We start from the raw sequence: 17592 nt of genomic DNA on the forward strand, positions 1-17592 counted from the left end.
CCCGCTGGATGAAACGGGTCGCCCAAGGGCGATAATGGGACGCAATTATACTGAGCGCGGCGGGATGAGACTCGTTTTATGTCACAAATATATACAAGTGGAAGCAACTGAAAATCACACAACGTGATTCAAGTCACATTTAAAGTGAGGGGTGCGGCCCTAATGCAAACAGGGATTGGCTATTTTGTTGTAGCTGTTCGGCAATCTCGTCGGCAGATTCAGGCCGTAGTTGGCAAAGCACCTGAAACACCTCCGCAGCCCGTTCAGGCCGGTTCGGCTGCCCTTGATAACCCGCCAACGGCATGTCCGGTGCATCGGTTTCCAGCAACAGCGAGGTCAACGGCAACTGCGACATCACCTGACGGGTTTTCTGCGCCCGCTCGTAGCTGATCGTGCCGCCAACGCCAATGTAATATCCCAGGCGAATAAAGGCCTGCGCCTGAGCCAGACTGCCAGCAAAACCATGCACTACGCCACGGCGCGGTACCTCGGTACGACGCAATGCGGCAGCCAACTGATCGTGGCTACGGCGAGAGTGCAGGATCACCGGCAAATCATACTGCTTTGCCAGCTTTAGCTGTGCTTTGAGCAGCCCCTGTTGGCGTTCAAACTGCGGTTCGGCCATATACAGATCCAACCCAATCTCCCCTACAGCCACCAGCTTATGCGGCTTGCTTGCCAGGAAACTTGCCAACTGTTGAAGCTGCTCATCATGGTGCTGGGCGATATACAGCGGGTGTAACCCCAGCGCGGCAAACAGCGGAGTATGTTCACGCGCCAGTTTGAGAATACGCACAAAGCGATCGGCCGTGACCGCTGGCACAATAATTTGCTGCACCCCGGCTTGCGCGGCCAATGCCAGGCTCGTCTGCTCATCCTCGCAAAAAGGTGGGAAATCAAAGTGGCAATGGGTATCAGTAAAGGCGTAACTCACAGCACATCTCCGTCACCCGGCAGGATGATTTTTGGTGTCGCTTCAGGCTGCACGGCATGGCCCTGCGGGTTGAGCACATCGGTAATAATCGGCGAAGGCATCCGCACGGTTTCCGGCTGGATCAGTCGACGCGAGAGCGACTTTTTCACCTTCATACCATCCATCTTTTCCTGCTCCAGCAGCCAGTGGCCTACCGTCGCCAGGAAATAACGCCCACAACGGCGGCCCAGATGATAATCGCGATTCAGCGCAGGCAAACGGCTGCCGAGCGCATTGCTCGCCAGCGGCTTAGGCGGGTATATTTCGAAGATACGCAGTTTGCCGGGCGGCTTTTCAATAAATTGCTGGATACGCAAATAGCTCTGCTCATGATGCTGCAACACCCGCACCATTTGCTGCAGGCTGCTTTCACCCAGCCATTGCTCCATGCGTTTCATCCACTTCGGCGTATAAACCATCTGTGAAGGTACGGTGCGGATCACCACGATGGTATCCGCCCCACGGCGATAGGCCTCTTCCACCGGGATGGCATCGCTGATGCCACCATCCTGATAGCTGACGCCGTCCAGCTCTACGCCCATGCGGTAAAAACCGGGGATAGCGCTGGAAGCCTTGATAGCCGGTAACCAGTTATCCCGCACCGCAGGCAAATAAACCGGCGCAAAGTCATCGCTGCGGCAGGCACACATCAAAAATTCACGGCCATTGACCAGCTGTTGTTCCGCCACGTCAAACGCCAGCGGCAGCTGTTGCGAAGTGATATCCAGCAACCAGTCGAGATCGATAAGATGCCCACCACGCACAAAGCGTAGCGGGTTAAAGAAATTGGCGGAAGTGGTGTAACGGGTGATCACCCGCCGTGCGTAGCCCATCTGGCCACAAATAAATGCCGAGAGGTTCTGCGCACCGGCAGAGGTGCCGATCATCAGATCAAATGGGTTAAAGCGTGCGCGTTGGAATTCATCCAGTACGCCAGCGGTAAAGATACCGCGCTGTCCGCCGCCCTCACACACCAGCGCCATTTTACCGGGCCGGTATGGTTTATACGCCAGGGGTTCTATATTACCGAGCGTGATGGGTATTCTGTATCCCAACCCCGTATCCTCAATGTGGCCGTTTTCCCGAGGATACCTCTTCTTGCTCTCTTCCGTAATCTTCTTGTAATACGCCAGAGAGGCAGTCATTGCTCCCTGCCAGCCACAGGCCGTCATTGCCGGAAAACTCCGCCCATGCCTGCCAAACCTGGCCTTTCAGCTGTTTCCAACGGCCAACAATGATGTCGCTATTCATGACCTGCCTCCTGGCGCCGAGAAAAAGAATCAAGCTTTGTTACAGTTTAGAGAGACGCTAAGGGCGCCGACGACCGGTAAACAGGCTGACCAGGAACAAGATGATCCCTACCACGAACACCACTTTGGCGGCCCAGGCAGCAGTACCTGCCAACGAACCAAAACCCAGTGCTGCGGCGATCAATGCAATCACTAAAAATATAATGCCCCATCGAAACATAAGCCTCTCCTTACCATGGTGATAAAAATTTCGCGTTTGGCTCGCCCCTGTAGGGTGCGGCTTAAAACTGCGGATTATTCTATTTCTGGTAGTGCATCCCAGGCGTTAGCCTGGGAGTTATCGCTTACTGTTACTGACGATTAAGGTTTTACCGCCAGATCGTTCTTGACGCTTTTCACGCCATCAATGGCTTTGGCAATACTTTCTGCACGGTCAGACTGTGCCTGGGTTTTCACCTCACCGGAAAGCTGCACCACACCATCGGTGGTTTCTACTTTCACGTTGCGTGAAGGCACGATGTCATCGGCCAGCAGTTTAGCTTTCAGCTCGCTGGTAGTTGCGGTGTCACCGGCATAGGATTTCACCGACTGGGTCGCTTGATCTTTCACGTGCAGCTTATCGCTGACGGATTTGACCCCTTCCACCCGGCCTGCAACGCTAACCGCTTGCTCAGCCTGAGCCTGAGTGGCGACAAAGCCGCTCAACGTCACCACACCTTTTTCGGTTTTCACCGAGATGTCGGTGCTTTTAATGGCTTTCTCGTCAACCAACGCACTTTTAACTTTAGCCGTTATGCCGCTGTCATCCATATAGTTGTCGACTTTTTTCATGGAGCTATCGATTTTGGCACCAGTACTATCAACTACGCCTGATGCTTTGTTCATCATGGTCTCTTCAGCCAAGGCCGAACCACTAACCAGTACCGAACCCAAAACGACTGCCATCAGCGAATGTGCAAACTTGGTATTTTTCATCGATCTCTTCCTTCTTGTTGTAGAACCCCAAACTGCTGTGGGCTCTGGTGCCGCCAGAGTGCGGCTAACTCAAATGAATACTTCACGATCTCTATACAATCAAACGTTCACGACCGGACTATTGCTCTACGGTAAACATACCTGCAATGCCCGTGCCAAGTTAAAAAAGCCGTTAAAAATCAACAACAACAAAACAAATGAGCAACAATTAAGCGTAAAACTGTCGTCCATTGGAGACATATAGCGGTTGATTTGGGATCCACATCACTATCTTATTGATATTGCTAAGATAGGACTGTCTCCTATCGGCAACACTACCGAATAACTCTCTAAAATATGTGGGTACAATAGTATTTTACGCTCATATGTCGCTATGCACCCTGATAAATATAGACCATCAGCGAAAATTTGCCGCCAGATCGCGGAAAATCTTGTTCAGTTTAGACAAAATGATTAGTGAGAAGGGTTTAATAATTAGCAGGATGGGGGCTGAAGAAGGAAAACACAGGGCGCTTAGAAGCGCCCTGTTGACGAGATTAATGCTCGCGAGTTTTGCGGAACACCACTTCTGGGTAACGTTCCTGAGTCAGATTGAGGTTAACCATGGTTGGTGCGATATACGACAGGTTGTTGCCGCCGTCCAGCGCCAGGTTCAGCTCGTTCTTACGCTTGAACTCTTCGAATTTCTTCACGTCGTCGCACTCGACCCAACGGGCTGTGGAGACGTTAACCGATTCATACAGCGCTTCCACGTTGTATTCGCTTTTCAGACGGGCAACCACCACGTCAAACTGCAGCACACCCACCGCACCCACGATCAGATCGTTGTTGGCGATTGGGCGGAATACCTGCACCGCGCCCTCTTCCGACAGCTGGACCAGCCCCTTCAGCAGTTGTTTCTGCTTGAGCGGATCGCGCAGGCGGATACGGCGGAACAGTTCAGGCGCAAAGTTCGGAATACCGGTGAACTTCATATCCTCACCCTGGGTGAAGGTGTCGCCGATCTGAATGGTGCCGTGGTTATGCAAGCCAATGATGTCGCCTGGGTAGGCTTCTTCAACGTGCGAGCGGTCACCGGCCATAAAGGTCAGCGCATCGGAGATCACCACGTCTTTGCCGGTACGAACCTGGCGCAGTTTCATGCCTTTCTCATAGCGGCCAGACACCACGCGCATAAACGCCACACGGTCGCGGTGTTTAGGATCCATGTTAGCCTGGATCTTGAACACGAAGCCGGTGAATTTCTCTTCGGCGGCGACCACTTCACGGGTATCGGTTTTACGTGGCATTGGCGCAGGCGCCCAGGCCACCAGCCCATCAAGCATATGATCGACACCGAAGTTACCCAAAGCGGTACCGAAGAACACCGGGGTCAATTCGCCTGCCAGGAAGGCTTCCTGCTCAAACTCATGGGAAGCCCCTTGCACCAGTTCCAGCTCATCACGCAGCTGGGCGGCCAGATCTTCGCCTACGGCAGCATCGAGATCCGGGTTGTTCAACCCTTTAACGATGCGCACTTCCTGAATGGTGTGGCCTTTACCGGTCTGGTACAGATAGGTTTCATCTTTATAGAGATGGTAAACCCCTTTGAACAACTTGCCGCAGCCGATCGGCCAGGTGATCGGCGAGCAGGCGATTTTCAGTTCGCGCTCAACTTCGTCCATCACTTCCATCGGATCGCGGATGTCACGGTCAAGTTTGTTCATGAAGGTCAGGATCGGCGTATCACGCAGGCGGGTAACTTCCATCAGCTTGCGGGTACGATCTTCAACGCCTTTTGCGGCGTCGATCACCATCAGGCAGCAGTCCACCGCCGTCAGGGTACGGTAGGTATCTTCGGAGAAGTCTTCGTGCCCCGGGGTATCGAGCAGGTTAACCAGGCAGTCGCGGTACGGGAACTGCATCACCGAGGTGGTGATCGAGATACCACGTTGTTTCTCCATCTCCATCCAGTCGGATTTGGCGTGCTGGCTGGAGCCACGGCCCTTTACCGTACCGGCGGTCTGGATAGCGTGTCCGAATAACAGCACCTTCTCGGTGATGGTGGTTTTACCCGCATCGGGGTGCGAGATAATGGCGAAAGTTCTTCTTTTCGCAACTTCGCGGGCGAATTCACTAGGAGACATGTTTTTCACGTTTCTATGGTTAGTCCGCCCTGCTCATCATCACAACGCGCCGATCGCGGCGCCAGGCAAAGCGGTAATAAAAAGATAGTAGCCGAGTATTTTCGCTGATTTACCAACCGGTGACAATCAATGGTTTCTTCGGCATAAGATAATGGCAGGCCAAACCGGCTGCACAAAGGGAGGACTGTAAGTCGCTATCCCAGCGGCAGTGCCATAACGATCGCGTCTTCGCGGCCACTGGCTGCAGGGTAATAGTTGCGGCGTACCGTTACTTCATTGAAGCCAAGATCTTCGTAGAGCGCTATCGCACCACTGTTGGAAGCTCGTACTTCCAGCCATAGAGTGACCACTCCACGCGCTTCCAATTGCTCGATCACGGCAGTCAGCAGCATGCGGCCAAAGCCCCGGCGCTGCCAGCTTGGATGAATAGCAATATTAAACAGCGTGGCTTCGTCCAGCACGATTTGGGTAATGGCAAAACCCGCCATTTGCCCTTCGGTTGCCAATTTCAGGTTAAGGTAACGTTCGCCCTGATTGCTGGTTAGCGTCGCCTCCGTCCAGGGAAACGCATGGCTGGCTTGTTCAATCTTGAAGGCTGTGGCCAGATCGGCCGCTGTCAGGGTAGAAATGCTGTTCATGATGACAAATCTGCTGCCAGAGTGCGCGTTTCGCACCCGCATCTTGAGAAAGCTCGGCCAGCGCCGGGCTATGTAGTTGCGCGCCGGCCACCGCTAGCGGCTCCGTGACGCCCAACCGCCAACTGTTACACTCGGTATCTTGCGGCAGCATCGCTACCTGATCCGGTGTCAGGCCATAGGTTTGTGACGCTGTCAGCCCCAGGCTGCGCAGCACGTCACAAAACAACGGGTCGTGCTGGTCTGGCAATGCCTGCGCCACCACCAGCAGGCGCACGTTCGGGGGCACGCTTACCGCCACCTCTCCCTGCAACACTCCAGGGCGGCGTAATGTCCACTGCGTAATCCCCAGCTGTTGTAACAACCAGTCGCGTTTTGATGCCATGCCGATCCCCGTGTGTGACGCACCCTACCTGCCCTATTGCCGCGCTATGCTAACAAACCCAGGCAGCCTGCGCCAACAAACCCGTCGAACATCTGGCCACAAAGCTCTATAATCTCCGGCTAAATCTTGAGGAGCCGAAAACTGATGTCTGCATTAACCCCCGCCAGTGAAGTCATGCTGCGCCACAGTGATGAATTTATGGAACGCCGCGTGCTGTTTGCCGGCGATCTGCAGGATACCCTGCCGGCCCAATTCGAGGCCGCGGATGTGCGTGTCCACACCCAGCAATACCATCACTGGCAGTTACTGAACCGGACGATGGGAGAGCATGCACAGTTCGGCCTGACGGTCGATCCTGCCTTCGTCGCCGAGTGTGATACGCTGGTATATTACTGGCCAAAGAGCAAGCAGGAAGCGCAGTTCCAACTGTGCAATATCCTGGCCCTGCTGCCGGTTGGCGCAGAAATTTTTGTCGTCGGTGAAAACCGCAGTGGCGTACGCAGCGCGGAACAAACGCTGGAAGGCCATGCCACGCTTGCCAAGATCGACAGCGCTCGCCGCTGTGGGTTGTATCATGGCCGCATCGATGTGCAGACCCAGTTTGATCTGGCCGACTGGTGGGAAAGCTATCAGTTGCACGATCTGGAAGTGAAGACGCTACCTGGCGTGTTCAGCCGTGACGGCCTGGACGTTGGCAGTTCACTGCTGCTCTCCACGCTGGAAAAACACATGAAAGGCAAAGTGCTGGACGTGGGTTGTGGCGCTGGCGTAATGGCTTCGGTGCTGTCTAAACTGTCGCCGAAAATGAAGCTGACCCTCAGCGACGTCAACGCCGCAGCCGTAGAATCCAGCCGAGCAACTCTGGCTGCCAACGGCATTGAAGGGGAAGTGATCGTCAGTAACGTCTACTCCGACATTACCGGCCGCTTTGACCTGATCATCTCCAACCCACCGTTCCATGACGGCCTGGCCACCAGCCTGACCGCCGCAGAAACGCTGATCCGCGGGGCGTTAAAACACCTGCCAATCGGTGGTCAACTGCGCATCGTCGCCAACGCCTTCCTGCCTTACCCGGACATTCTGGATGCCACCTTCGGCAGCCATGAAGTGTTGGCACAAAATGGCCGCTTCAAGGTGTATAAAGCCACCGTAGCCCGCCAGCCACGCGATGCGAAGAAGAAAAGGTAACAGGCCCCTCACCCTAACCCTCTCCCACAGGGAGAGGGGATCGATCGTGCCACCATTTGACTACAGCACCCTACCTATAAATTCAGCCACGCGACTGAATAACTTGTGTACCTGACCACGGCTCCGTACCCGCCCCCTCTCCCTCGCACAAGTGTTCCTGACGCCTCCGATTTGTTCATCGGGAGAGGGTTGGGGTGAGGGGAGATTGCTCGCCTGACGAACATTTATCCCCAAGGTAGGCCATCAGCCGTTAATCAACTCCATACCCACCGTTGTATAGCGTGCCCCCGCCACGCCTGCCAGAGGGAATACCGCCTCGATCGCCGCCAATTCCTGCTCGCTCAGCGTGATCTCCGCTGCTGCCACGTTTTCTTCCAGATAGCGCCGACGTTTGGTACCAGGAATTGGAACAATATGTTCCCCCTGCGCCATCACCCAGGCCAACGCCAGTTGCGACGGGATTACGCCTTTCTGCCTGGCCAGTTCACTGACCTTGGTGACTAGTTCCAGATTGCGAGCAAAGTTTTCCCCCTGAAAACGTGGATTATCGCGGCGGAAATCATCTGCCGCCAAGTCCTCGAGACTCTGGATCGCCCCGGTCAGAAAGCCACGTCCAAGCGGGCTATAGGCGACAAAACCAATGCCCAAACGTCGGCAAGTGGCCAGTTGCCCCTGCTCAGCGTCCCTGCTCCACAAGGAATATTCAGTCTGCAACGCGGTGATCGGATGCACCTGTTGGGCGCGTTCCAACGTTGCAACGGAGGTTTCACTCAGGCCAATATGACGGATCTTGCCCTCTTTGATCAGATCAGCCAGGGTGCCAACCACCTCTTCGATCGGTACCGTCGGATCGACCCTGTGCTGGTAGTAAAGATCGATGGTTTCTACCCCTAGCCGCTGCAAGCTGCCTTCGACCGAGCGACGGATATAGTCCGGTTTGCTGCTCACGCCCCGCGCAGTGGGATCGGCCGGATCGCGCACAATACCGAATTTGGTGGCCAGAAATACCTGGTCGCGTTTGCCTTTGATCGCCTTGCCGATCAGTTGTTCATTGGTGTGCGGGCCGTACATATCTGCAGTGTCCAGTAGAGTCACCCCCAGTTCCAGAGCCCGATGCAGCGTGGCGATAGCTTCCTGCTCATCATAACCCGTAGAGTAGAAATCGCTCATCCCCATGCAACCTAAACCCAGGGCAGAAACGAGGGGGCCATTAGTACCTAATTTGCGCTGTTGCATTGTGTGGTCCTTATTGAACATGGATGTCGAAACAAAGTCTGGTTGTTTATGCCACAAAGATAAATAATGCAGATTGCACATCACTGTTCATAAATCACCAACAATGCGGGCGGCAAAATGGATCAGGTTCAGGCTATGCGCATCTTTACCCGGATCGTGGAACTAGGCAGCTTCAGCCGCGCGGCCGAACGATTGCAACTGCCGCGAGCCACGGTAAGCAACGTGCTCAAACGCCTTGAGCAACGGCTTGGCGTCAGATTATTGGTGCGCACCACGCGTCAGGTACAGGTCACCGCCGAGGGAACGCTGTACTACCAACGTTGTCTGCACCTGCTGGACGCCCTGGAAGAAGCAGATACCCTGTTCAGCCACCACAAGCTGCAACCCACCGGTAAGGTGCGGATCGATATGCCCCATTCGCTGGCGCGGGAAGTCGTCATCCCAGCGCTGGATGAGTTCTATCAGCGCTATCCAGAGATAGAAATTGCGCTGGGGGCCAACGACACCCATGTCGATCTGCTGCGCGAGGGGGTAGATTGCGTGCTGCGGGCCTGGGAGACCGAAGACGATACGCTGGTTGCCCGACGAATTGCCCAACTACCACAGCTCACCTGCGCCTCTCCCGGCTATTTACAGGCGTTTGGTACCCCGCAGTCGATCGACGAGCTGCAACACCATCGAGCAGTGGGCTATTTCTCCTTGGTGAATAACCGCAACTACCCGCTGGAATTTTGCCGTGATGGCCGCCTTGAGCTGCGCGAATTGCCAAGCAGATTGAGCGTTAGCGGGGCCGATGCCTATACCAGTGCCTGCCGTGCCAATTTGGGGCTGATCCAGGCGGCGCGTTATATCATCTCCCCTTGGTTGCAAAGCGGCGAACTGGTGGAAGTGTTGGTAGATACGCCACCACCGCCGATGCCGATCTACATCATGTATCCGCCTGGTCGTTTCCTCGCGCCGCGTGTCAGGGTATTGATTGATTGGCTGATTACGTTGTTCGAAGGCCATAAAAAGCGCTGATATGCCGTTTTTTACAGCAAACGCCTCCAATCCAGGAAATAACTATTGACGTACCCGCCAAAATCTCTAGAATTCGCCTCCGTGGTAGCGTTACTCCGGTAGCGTATCTGGTAGGCGAAGGTGGCGGAATTGGTAGACGCGCTAGCTTCAGGTGTTAGTGTCCTTACGGACGTGAGGGTTCAAGTCCCTCTCTTCGCACCAAATAACCACATGATTTATATTGCACAGCATCGAATGCGAAGGTGGCGGAATTGGTAGACGCGCTAGCTTCAGGTGTTAGTGTTCTTACGGACGTGAGGGTTCAAGTCCCTCTCTTCGCACCAAGCTGGTGATATAAATCGACATCAAAGCAACACATCAAACTGTGCGAAGGTGGCGGAATTGGTAGACGCGCTAGCTTCAGGTGTTAGTGTTCTTACGGACGTGAGGGTTCAAGTCCCTCTCTTCGCACCACTTGATGGGTTCTCTTCCAGCTGTTCCTGCGTTAAAACTCATTGAAAAAAACCAACACGCTCAGGCGTGGTTTTGTCGTTTCAGTTAAAGCTGAAATGCAGGCTGATTGCGGCCAGTCCACCTGCTAGAGCCATGCAGGAAGGGAGCAGCAGGTAATGACGCCAGCGGCTGTTAAACAACATCACCAGCGTAGCCAACATGGCAACCACGATCAGAGTACGCAGTTGCATCATATCCAGGTCGATCAGCGCCAGAAATGGCATCAGGGCGCAAGGCAGCAACACGCCCCATGCGCTGGCAAGCCGATTCCCCAGGCACCAGCTGATGCCCCACAATCCACAAGCGGCAACCATGGCAGCTAACATGATAACCCCACCCTTCAAGTGATAATGATAACCAATATCATATAACACTTTTTTTAGGCCCGCACTCTTTTCAAGATCCGGCTGAACGCGGATGACAGCCTGCGCGAAAAATGTTAGTTTCACATAAGAAAATTCTTAACATTTATAGTCTGTTAATAATAACCAAATGGAATTATTCAGCAGGCGTTGTCTAACATTTTTCCTTCGACCGGCCCCATTGGTAAAGAGTGATCCCCGTATGAACTCGCGTTCTTATCAGCAACTGCAAACCAGCAAACAGCGTTTATCCCTGTTTCTTTTCTTGTTGATGAATGCCGCCTCTGCCATTTTTACTTTATTCGTGCCCTTTAAAGAAATGCCGGCATTCACGCTGCCGCTAATCTGCATTCCGGCGATTTGCCTGGCGGCCATGCTATTTACGCTGTATTCGCCCCGCCACTACGTCCAAAGGCTCAACCTGCTCGCCATCATCCTTGGGCTACTGTGGGCGGCGCACATCTATTGCAAGAGCCAGCTTACCGCCAGTGACAACCACGGTTTTTTGCTGATCAGCCTGTTCAGTATTTTCTTTATCAGCGCGATCTCACTGACGGATAACCTGCTCGCCTTCTGCCTGCACGCCATACCTTCGGCACTGATTATCCTGTGGCTGGACGGCATGCATAACACCATGCGTATTCTGTTCACCACTCTGCTGCCGATTGTTGCTTTCTCGGTCCATCATTTGCTGTTGAAGCGCAGTGAAATGTTTACCCAACATCTGGTGGCCAACCTGTATCACGAGCGGGATAAGTTCAGCGATCTGAGCATGCTCGATCCGCTAACCGGCCTGTATAACCGCCGTGGGCTGGAGAGCAAACTCGATCAGTTGCTCTCACCGACCTCAGGCAACCACTTTGTGCTGCTACTCGATATCGACCATTTTAAGGTTTACAACGATCGCTACGGCCACACTCTGGGCGACCAAGCACTAGTCCAAGTGGCAGCGACCATCCGGGATGCGGTACGCTCACGGGATATCGTGGTGCGTTACGGCGGAGAAGAGTTTTTGGTACTGTTGACCAACGTCGGTGAAGACTACGCGGCCTATCTGGCGGAAAAGGTACGCCAATGCGTGCAGGAATTGACCATTTCCCATCGTTTCCAAACGCAGGAGACAACCAAGGTGACGTTAAGCGCCGGGATTTCTGCGCTGGATAAGCTGGATATCGACTCAGCGATCTGTGCCGCCGACGCCGCGCTGTACCGGGCCAAAAACAGTGGCCGCAACAATATTCAGCTAGCCTCACACCCGCAGCCAGTCACCTGATCCTTTCCCCTTCGCCGGAAGGGGAAAGGTGAAAAACTTTTACCTGTCGCCACTTTTACCACATGCCAATCGCGCCGTAGCGCATTACACTAGCGGACAACTTACGCCTTCCCTGTCACATTTTTAAATGGAACACGACCGTTGAAGACCTCACTCTCCACGTTATTGCTGGCGCTTGGCCTGTGTGCCGTGCCGTTAGCCAGCCAAGCGACCGACGCGCAGCTGACCTCACAGATTGTCGATCAATATGCTGAACATATCTTCTTTAACAGCGGCGCAACCGGTATGGCGCTGGTGGTTATCGATAATAATCAGGTAGTTAACCGCAGCTTTGGCGATACCAAACCGGGTAACGATCTGCGCCCACGGCCAGACTCGCTGATCCGCATCGCCTCCATCACCAAGCTGATGACCAGCGAAGTGATGGTCAAAATGGCAGCGGAAGGTAAGGTCAAACTCACCGATCCACTGCGCAAATATGCTCCCAAAGGCGCTATCGTCCCTGCCTACAATTCACGCCAGCCGATTACCTTGCTGAACCTGGCAACGCACACCAGCGCCCTACCGCGTGAGCAACCCGGTAAGAAGCCACCGAAAACGCCGGTGTTTACCTGGCCCACCAAGGCACAGCGCTGGCAATGGTTGTCTCATGCCACCATTACCGTGCCACCGGGCGTGCGGGCGGCCTACTCCAACCTGGCCTACGACCTATTGGCCGATGCGTTGTCACGTGCCGCTGGCAAGCCTTATAACGCCTTGCTGCGTGAGAAAGTCACGGGTCCACTGGGGATGGTTGATACCACACTGACGCCAAGCGCAGAGCAGTGCTCACGCCTGATGGTGGCCGCTTCTGGGCCAAGTGCCTGCCGCGACACCACGGCCGCCGGAGGCAGCGGTGGCGTTTACTCAACGCCGCGCGATATGCAACGCTGGATGCAACAGTTCCTCTCCTCCAACGTATCTGGCGCACGCAAGCCAACGGCCTTGACCGAACAAACCATGTATTTCCAGCGCAAAGATCTGGCGTCACTAAAAGGCATGGATGTACCGGGTGAAGCCTCTGCTTTAGGATTGGGTTGGGTATATATGGCACCGAAAGACGGCCTGCCGGGGATCATCCAGAAAACCGGCGGTGGCGGCGGCTTCATCACCTATATGGCGATGGTGCCGCAGCAAAATATCGGCGTGTTCGTGGTCGTTACCCGCTCGGAATTGACCAAATTCACCAATATGAGCGATCCGGTCAACCGGCTGGTCGCGGATTTGGTGGCGAATAAAGGCTAAGCCGATCCCACTTACGACAGGACATGTTGCGTAGCGCGATAGGCGGAAGGTGAACAGCCTTCCAGCCGATTGAAGAAGCGAGCGAAATAGGCGGGATCTTTAAACCCCAGGCTGTAGGCCGTTTCATGCACCGTGCAGGCGCTGAACAGCAGCAGCCGTTTGGCTTCACGCAACAGGCGATCGAAGATCAGCCTTTTGGGTGGCCGGTTGGCAAAGCGGCGGCACAGGTCGTTGAGGCGTGATTCCGTCACCCCCAGCGACTGGGCATATTCCGGCACCGACAGGTGATCGCGAAAACGCTCGTCCACCATCTTGTTAAAACGCTGGAACAGCTTCAGTTCACCGCGCACGCCGCTGGCGGCCTTATCATCCAATGAGGTATTGCGCAGCATCAGCGTGAAGACCGCCTGGGCCAGCAATGCCAACGTCTGCTCGCGCCCGGCCATCTTTTGGCTAAACTCGCGGGCGATCAGTTCCCAATAATGCCCAAGCGCCGCCAACTCCTGTGGCACTGCGGCCAGAGAAAGGCAAATCCCCGGCATATCCAGCGCCAGATTGCTGCCCGGATACAGGCGCTCCAGCAACGGCCAGATCAGTTCCTGGCGTACCGTTAACACGTGGCCGTCGCTGTCTGGTTCGGTGAAAAAGGCGTGTGGCACCGAAGGCGGGGTGAGGATAAACAGCGGAGCCTGCACCGAATAGTGTTGATCGTCCAGCTGCAGCTCTATCCTGCCGGTGGCCAGATAATGCAGTTGGAAGAAACGGTCGTGCCAGTGCACCTGCATATCCCGGCCAAAAAACGCCGCCAGCCCGGCAAAGGTTTCGTAGTGCACCTCATCAGCGGCGTAACGCGCGTCATACTCTTTGCCAATATCGATATTGGCGATAAAGCCGGTACTTTTCTGCACGCTGTCCTCCGGTGAAAATAAGACAAGGAAATCCCCCGCTCCCAAAAGGAGAGGGGGCGTCGCCTGAAGCAATATCCAAAGTTTATGGCGTGGCCCGTGGGCGTGAATCCTTCATCGGGATACGCCATACCAGCACGGCCCCGATAATCAACAACGCCGAGACAAAATAGAGCCCGGAGTTAAAGCTGCCGGTCACATCCTTGAACCAGCCGATCAACAGTGGGCTGACCGCCGAGCCGATGTTACCGGTGGCGTTGATCACCGCGATCCCCACCGCTCGAGCTTCAAAGCTGATTGACTGATCCGGCGTGGTCCAGAAGATCGCCATCGCGGTAAACGAGCCGACCGACGCCATCACGATCCCTAACAGTTGGACCATACTGTGATTGGTCGCCGAAGCCAGCAGCCAACCCGCCGCGGCAAACAGATAAGGCAGTGCGGTGTGGAACTTACGCTCCTGCAGGCGATCCGAACGTTTACTCCACCAGATCATACCGGCGATGGTACAGATTTGCGGGATCGCCGCCAGAAAACCGATCATGATGTTACTGCTGCTCTGGTTGAAGCTCTGCAAGATCTGCGGCGTCCAGATATTGATGGCGCTCAGGGTATTGGTGAGGCAGAAATAGGCCAGCGTATACATCAGCACCACCGGCGTCAGCACCTCACGCCACAGGCTGCGCTGTTGCAACGCCCGGTGGCTGCTCGGCCCTTCCGGCTGCACCAGTTGCAGTTTGTCGGCTTCCATCATCGCCTTCAGGCTGGTCTTCTCTTCGCTGGTCAGCCACTTGGCCTTGGCCGGCGTGTCGTCCAGATAGAACCACACCACCACGCCGAGGATCACCGAAGGAATGCCTTCCAGCAGGAACAGCCATTGCCAACCTTTCAGGTTCATCATGCCGTCCAGCGCCAGAATATAGCCGGACACCAACGAACCCACCGCCATCGTGACGGGCATGGCAATCATAAACAAAGCGTTGGCCCGGGCGCGGTAGAACGCCGGGAACCAGTAGGTGAGATACACCAGGATCCCCGGCAGGAAGCCCGCCTCGGTAATACCGACGATCATCCGCAGCACGTACAGACTGGTTGGCCCAGTGGCAAACATGGTGCAGGTAGAAGCAATGCCCCACAGCACCATGATGGTGGCGATCCAACGCCGTGCCCCCACCCTGCTCAGCATCATGTTGCTGGGGATGCCAAAGATCACGTAGGTGACGTAAAACAGCGTTGCGGCCAGGCCGAACATGGTGGAGCTAAGACCGAGGTCCTGCTTCATGGTCAAACCGGCAAACCCGATGTTGATACGGTCAAGGAACGAGAAAACAAACAACACAAATAAGAAAATAATCAGGCGCCGAAATAACTTTTTAATCACCGACTGCTCGGTGGCGGTTAACGCTTTATGTTGCTCTGCCGGGTTCAGTGGCTTGAGCGAATCGACGTTGCTCATGATGACTCCGATTAGTAAACGCTCTGGGATGGAGGTGGCTCCGCCGCTTTATCCTGTTTGAAACTGCTGAGCAGGGAGTCTGCCGCCCGTACCAGCAGAGTGGTATCCACGCCAACGGCAACAAACAACGCGCCGGATGCCAGATAGTGCTGCGCCAGTTCCTGCTGTGCCATCAGGATGCCCGGTGCCTTGCCTGCGGCACGGATGCGGGCAATGGCATCATCAATAGTGCGCTGCACTTCGGGATGCTGCGGATTACCGGCAAAGCCCATGTCGGCACTCAGATCCGCCGGGCCGATAAAGACGCCGTCGACCCCTTCCACCTCCAGGATGGCATCCAGATTTTTCACCGCCTCTCGGGTTTCGATCTGTACCAACACACACATCTGGCTGTCGGCAAGATGCAGGTAATTCGGCACCCGGTTCCAGCGCGAGGCGCGAGCCAACGCACTACCGACCCCGCGAATACCGTTTGGAGGATAGCGGGTCGCCCGCACCGCCTCCTGCGCCTGTTCGGCGTTTTGGATCATCGGGATCAACAGGGTTTGCGCACCAACGTCCAGCAGTTGTTTGATCAGCACCGGATCGTTCCAGGCCGGACGCACCACCGGATGGCTGGGATAAGGCGCCACCGCCTGCAACTGCCCCAATACCGTTTGCACATTGTTAGGCGCATGTTCGCCATCGATCAGCAGCCAGTCGAACCCGGCGCCGGCCAGCAGTTCCGCACTGTAGCTGCTGCACAGCCCCAGCCACAGGCCGATCTGCGGGCGTTTTTCCTGCAAGGCCTGTTTGAAATGGTTAGTTATCATCGTGTTGCTCCTTAGACAAACCGGCAGCTGATGCAGCCCATCGGACCATAGTCGGCATGGAAGGTATCGCCGCGCCGTGCCGCCACCGGGCGGGTGAAGGAACCGCCAAGGATGATTTGCCCGGCCTCCAGCTCCACGTCATACGGGGACAGCTTATTAGCCAGCCAGGCCACGCCGTTGGCCGGGTGATTGAGCACCGCCGCCGCCACGCCAGATTCTTCAATCACGCCATTGCGATACAGCAAGGCACTGATCCAGCGAAGATCCAGCGCATCAGGCTTGATCGGCCTGCCGCCCATCACCACACCGGCGTTGGCAGCATTGTCAGAAATGGTGTCGAACACCTTGCGTGGCCGCTGGGTTTGCGGATCGACGTTATGGCTGCGGGCGTCGATGATCTCCAGCGCCGGGATCACATAGTCGGTAGCGTTATAGACATCAAATAGCGTGCAGTTCGGCCCACGCAGCGGCTTCGCCAGCACAAACGCCAGTTCGACTTCGACGCGTGGCACGATAAAGCGATCGATCGGAATGTCGCTGCCATCGTTAAAGAACATGTCGTCCAGCAGCGCGCCGTAGTCCGGCTCGGTGATCTGCGAGCTGACCTGCATGGCTCGCGAGGTCAGCCCGATCTTATGCCCCTTCAGCGTGCGCCCTTCGGCGATCTTCAGCTCAACCCATTGGCGCTGGATAGCATAGGCATCTTCTATAGTGATCTCCGGGTGATCCAGCGATAACGCGCGGATCTGTTCCCGGCTCTGCTCGGCCTGATGCAGGCGCTGCACGGCTCGGCTCAGTACGTCTTTATCCAGCATTTACCACCCCTTGTTCAGTCCTTGCTAAACAGCGCATGAACGTTGTTTTGCTTGTAATTCAGCACCGGATCCAGCTCTTCCATGGTGAAAGAGAGGGCCAGATAGCGTTTGGCCATCAGCGCTGCAAAGTGATCCTTGATCAGGATGAACAGCATTTCGCCCACCTGTTGGCGGCTTTCCAGACTGCGGCCGTGGCCTATCTTCAGCGTCATATGCACAAAGGCATAGTTCTGCTTGCCGTCGGCCATCTGCCAGGTATCCAGCCAGATGGCGCGGCTCCGGATGCCAGCCAGCGGGAAGATGCCGGTTTCCGCCAGCGCGTGATTAACCTTCTCGAACAGCGCTGGCAAATCCGCCTCCCGGCGGATGTTGTCGGTACATTCAGCGTAAAAATGGGGCATTGGG

19 protein-coding genes and 3 tRNA genes are annotated in these 17592 nt (G+C 55.4%); 7 read left to right on the plus strand and 15 right to left on the minus strand.

Going from position 1 to position 17592, the window contains the following annotated elements:
* Window positions 1-139: 139 nt before the first annotated feature.
* The 8 genes from JHD74_RS00540 to JHD74_RS00575 form a co-directional block, all read right to left on the minus strand.
* Complete coding sequence (locus JHD74_RS00540; protein WP_199061241.1) at window positions 140-934, minus strand: TatD family hydrolase; 795 nt, start codon at window positions 932-934, stop codon at window positions 140-142.
* Window positions 931-2028 carry a patatin family protein gene (locus JHD74_RS00545; protein ID WP_074028448.1) on the minus strand — a complete coding sequence of 366 codons (1098 nt, stop codon included), beginning with the start codon at window positions 2026-2028 and terminating at the stop codon, window positions 931-933. Before JHD74_RS00545 ends, JHD74_RS00540 begins: the two co-directional genes overlap by 4 nt.
* Window positions 2029-2038: 10 nt before the next feature.
* The gene (locus JHD74_RS00550) at window positions 2039-2224 is read right to left on the minus strand and encodes a CsbD family protein (protein WP_024485503.1); all 186 of its coding nucleotides are present in this window, start codon (window positions 2222-2224) and stop codon (window positions 2039-2041) included.
* A 57-nt stretch (window positions 2225-2281) separates the two neighbouring features.
* Complete coding sequence (locus JHD74_RS00555; protein WP_004933089.1) at window positions 2282-2443, minus strand: DUF1328 domain-containing protein; 162 nt, start codon at window positions 2441-2443, stop codon at window positions 2282-2284.
* A 140-nt stretch (window positions 2444-2583) separates the two neighbouring features.
* A complete protein-coding gene (osmY, locus tag JHD74_RS00560; RefSeq protein WP_024527239.1) occupies window positions 2584-3198 on the minus strand; it encodes a molecular chaperone OsmY in 615 nt (204 codons plus the stop codon).
* 536 nt (window positions 3199-3734) lie between these two features.
* Entirely contained in the window at window positions 3735-5324 is a 1590-nt protein-coding gene (prfC, locus tag JHD74_RS00565; RefSeq protein WP_199061243.1) for a peptide chain release factor 3, read from the minus strand.
* Between the two features lie 194 nt (window positions 5325-5518).
* The gene (gene rimI, locus JHD74_RS00570) at window positions 5519-5962 is read right to left on the minus strand and encodes a ribosomal protein S18-alanine N-acetyltransferase (protein ID WP_074028446.1); all 444 of its coding nucleotides are present in this window, start codon (window positions 5960-5962) and stop codon (window positions 5519-5521) included.
* A complete protein-coding gene (locus JHD74_RS00575; RefSeq protein WP_024527241.1) occupies window positions 5907-6344 on the minus strand; it encodes a DNA polymerase III subunit psi in 438 nt (145 codons plus the stop codon). Before JHD74_RS00575 ends, rimI begins: the two co-directional genes overlap by 56 nt.
* A 144-nt stretch (window positions 6345-6488) precedes the next feature.
* Between JHD74_RS00575 and rsmC the strand changes: the two genes are divergently transcribed.
* Entirely contained in the window at window positions 6489-7532 is a 1044-nt protein-coding gene (gene rsmC / locus JHD74_RS00580; protein ID WP_065683642.1) for a 16S rRNA (guanine(1207)-N(2))-methyltransferase RsmC, read from the plus strand.
* A gap of 243 nt (window positions 7533-7775) precedes the next feature.
* Here the strand turns inward: rsmC and JHD74_RS00585 are convergent, their stop codons facing one another.
* Window positions 7776-8768, minus strand: coding sequence for an aldo/keto reductase (locus tag JHD74_RS00585; RefSeq protein WP_199061245.1), 993 nt, complete (start codon window positions 8766-8768; stop codon window positions 7776-7778).
* A 117-nt stretch (window positions 8769-8885) separates the two neighbouring features.
* On the opposite strand from JHD74_RS00585, the gene JHD74_RS00590 reads away from it, so the two are divergent.
* From JHD74_RS00590 to JHD74_RS00605, 4 genes are all read left to right on the plus strand, one after another.
* The gene (locus JHD74_RS00590) at window positions 8886-9788 is read left to right on the plus strand and encodes a LysR family transcriptional regulator (RefSeq protein ID WP_199061247.1); all 903 of its coding nucleotides are present in this window, start codon (window positions 8886-8888) and stop codon (window positions 9786-9788) included.
* Between the two features lie 114 nt (window positions 9789-9902).
* Window positions 9903-9989, plus strand: a tRNA-Leu gene (locus JHD74_RS00595).
* Between the two features lie 35 nt (window positions 9990-10024).
* A tRNA-Leu gene (locus tag JHD74_RS00600) sits at window positions 10025-10111 on the plus strand.
* A 43-nt stretch (window positions 10112-10154) separates the two neighbouring features.
* Window positions 10155-10241: transfer RNA gene (locus JHD74_RS00605), tRNA-Leu, on the plus strand.
* A gap of 80 nt (window positions 10242-10321) precedes the next feature.
* Here JHD74_RS00605 and JHD74_RS00610 read toward each other — a convergent pair.
* Entirely contained in the window at window positions 10322-10606 is a 285-nt protein-coding gene (locus tag JHD74_RS00610; protein WP_199061249.1) for a DUF1435 domain-containing protein, read from the minus strand.
* 238 nt (window positions 10607-10844) lie between these two features.
* Between JHD74_RS00610 and JHD74_RS00615 the strand changes: the two genes are divergently transcribed.
* Together JHD74_RS00615 and ampH are read left to right on the plus strand one after the other, a co-directional pair.
* Window positions 10845-11915: a GGDEF domain-containing protein gene (locus JHD74_RS00615; protein ID WP_199061251.1), complete on the plus strand. Its 1071-nt coding sequence runs from the start codon at window positions 10845-10847 to the stop codon at window positions 11913-11915.
* A gap of 141 nt (window positions 11916-12056) precedes the next feature.
* Window positions 12057-13199, plus strand: coding sequence for a D-alanyl-D-alanine-carboxypeptidase/endopeptidase AmpH (ampH, locus tag JHD74_RS00620; protein WP_074028442.1), 1143 nt, complete (start codon window positions 12057-12059; stop codon window positions 13197-13199).
* An 11-nt stretch (window positions 13200-13210) separates the two neighbouring features.
* On the opposite strand, the gene hpaA is transcribed toward ampH, so the two are convergent.
* From hpaA to JHD74_RS00645, 5 genes are all read right to left on the minus strand, one after another.
* The gene (gene hpaA, locus JHD74_RS00625; protein ID WP_024485495.1) at window positions 13211-14107 is read right to left on the minus strand and encodes a 4-hydroxyphenylacetate catabolism regulatory protein HpaA; all 897 of its coding nucleotides are present in this window, start codon (window positions 14105-14107) and stop codon (window positions 13211-13213) included.
* An 82-nt stretch (window positions 14108-14189) separates the two neighbouring features.
* Window positions 14190-15560 carry a 4-hydroxyphenylacetate permease gene (hpaX, locus tag JHD74_RS00630; protein ID WP_199061253.1) on the minus strand — a complete coding sequence of 457 codons (1371 nt, stop codon included), beginning with the start codon at window positions 15558-15560 and terminating at the stop codon, window positions 14190-14192.
* Window positions 15561-15571: 11 nt separating this feature from the next.
* Entirely contained in the window at window positions 15572-16372 is an 801-nt protein-coding gene (hpaI, locus tag JHD74_RS00635) for a 4-hydroxy-2-oxoheptanedioate aldolase (RefSeq protein ID WP_024527248.1), read from the minus strand.
* 11 nt (window positions 16373-16383) lie between these two features.
* Window positions 16384-17187, minus strand: coding sequence for a 2-oxo-hept-4-ene-1,7-dioate hydratase (gene hpaH, locus JHD74_RS00640; protein WP_021808005.1), 804 nt, complete (start codon window positions 17185-17187; stop codon window positions 16384-16386).
* Between the two features lie 14 nt (window positions 17188-17201).
* Window positions 17202-17588 carry a 5-carboxymethyl-2-hydroxymuconate Delta-isomerase gene (locus JHD74_RS00645; RefSeq protein ID WP_074028439.1) on the minus strand — a complete coding sequence of 129 codons (387 nt, stop codon included), beginning with the start codon at window positions 17586-17588 and terminating at the stop codon, window positions 17202-17204.
* Window positions 17589-17592 lie beyond the last annotated feature (4 nt).

This window comes from Serratia sp. ASV30, from assembly GCF_016428815.1.
Taxonomy (GTDB): domain Bacteria; phylum Pseudomonadota; class Gammaproteobacteria; order Enterobacterales; family Enterobacteriaceae; genus Chania; species Chania fonticola_C.

Excerpts from the sequence above, each read along its gene's own strand:
- JHD74_RS00590 (WP_199061247.1), top strand. The coding sequence starts at position 8,886 with ATGGATCAGGTTCAGGCTATGCGCATCTTTACCCGGATCGTGGAACTA.
- JHD74_RS00550 (WP_024485503.1), bottom strand. The coding sequence starts at position 2,224 with ATGAATAGCGACATCATTGTTGGCCGTTGGAAACAGCTGAAAGGCCAG.
- JHD74_RS00575 (WP_024527241.1), bottom strand. The coding sequence starts at position 6,344 with ATGGCATCAAAACGCGACTGGTTGTTACAACAGCTGGGGATTACGCAG.
- rimI (WP_074028446.1), bottom strand. The coding sequence starts at position 5,962 with ATGAACAGCATTTCTACCCTGACAGCGGCCGATCTGGCCACAGCCTTC.
- JHD74_RS00585 (WP_199061245.1), bottom strand. The coding sequence starts at position 8,768 with ATGCAACAGCGCAAATTAGGTACTAATGGCCCCCTCGTTTCTGCCCTG.
- JHD74_RS00610 (WP_199061249.1), bottom strand. The coding sequence starts at position 10,606 with ATGTTAGCTGCCATGGTTGCCGCTTGTGGATTGTGGGGCATCAGCTGG.
- JHD74_RS00615 (WP_199061251.1), top strand. The coding sequence starts at position 10,845 with ATGAACTCGCGTTCTTATCAGCAACTGCAAACCAGCAAACAGCGTTTA.
- osmY (WP_024527239.1), bottom strand. The coding sequence starts at position 3,198 with ATGAAAAATACCAAGTTTGCACATTCGCTGATGGCAGTCGTTTTGGGT.
- JHD74_RS00555 (WP_004933089.1), bottom strand. The coding sequence starts at position 2,443 with ATGTTTCGATGGGGCATTATATTTTTAGTGATTGCATTGATCGCCGCA.
- hpaH (WP_021808005.1), bottom strand. The coding sequence starts at position 17,187 with ATGCTGGATAAAGACGTACTGAGCCGAGCCGTGCAGCGCCTGCATCAG.
- prfC (WP_199061243.1), bottom strand. The coding sequence starts at position 5,324 with ATGTCTCCTAGTGAATTCGCCCGCGAAGTTGCGAAAAGAAGAACTTTC.
- hpaI (WP_024527248.1), bottom strand. The coding sequence starts at position 16,372 with ATGATAACTAACCATTTCAAACAGGCCTTGCAGGAAAAACGCCCGCAG.
- hpaX (WP_199061253.1), bottom strand. The coding sequence starts at position 15,560 with ATGAGCAACGTCGATTCGCTCAAGCCACTGAACCCGGCAGAGCAACAT.
- rsmC (WP_065683642.1), top strand. The coding sequence starts at position 6,489 with ATGTCTGCATTAACCCCCGCCAGTGAAGTCATGCTGCGCCACAGTGAT.
- JHD74_RS00645 (WP_074028439.1), bottom strand. The coding sequence starts at position 17,588 with ATGCCCCATTTTTACGCTGAATGTACCGACAACATCCGCCGGGAGGCG.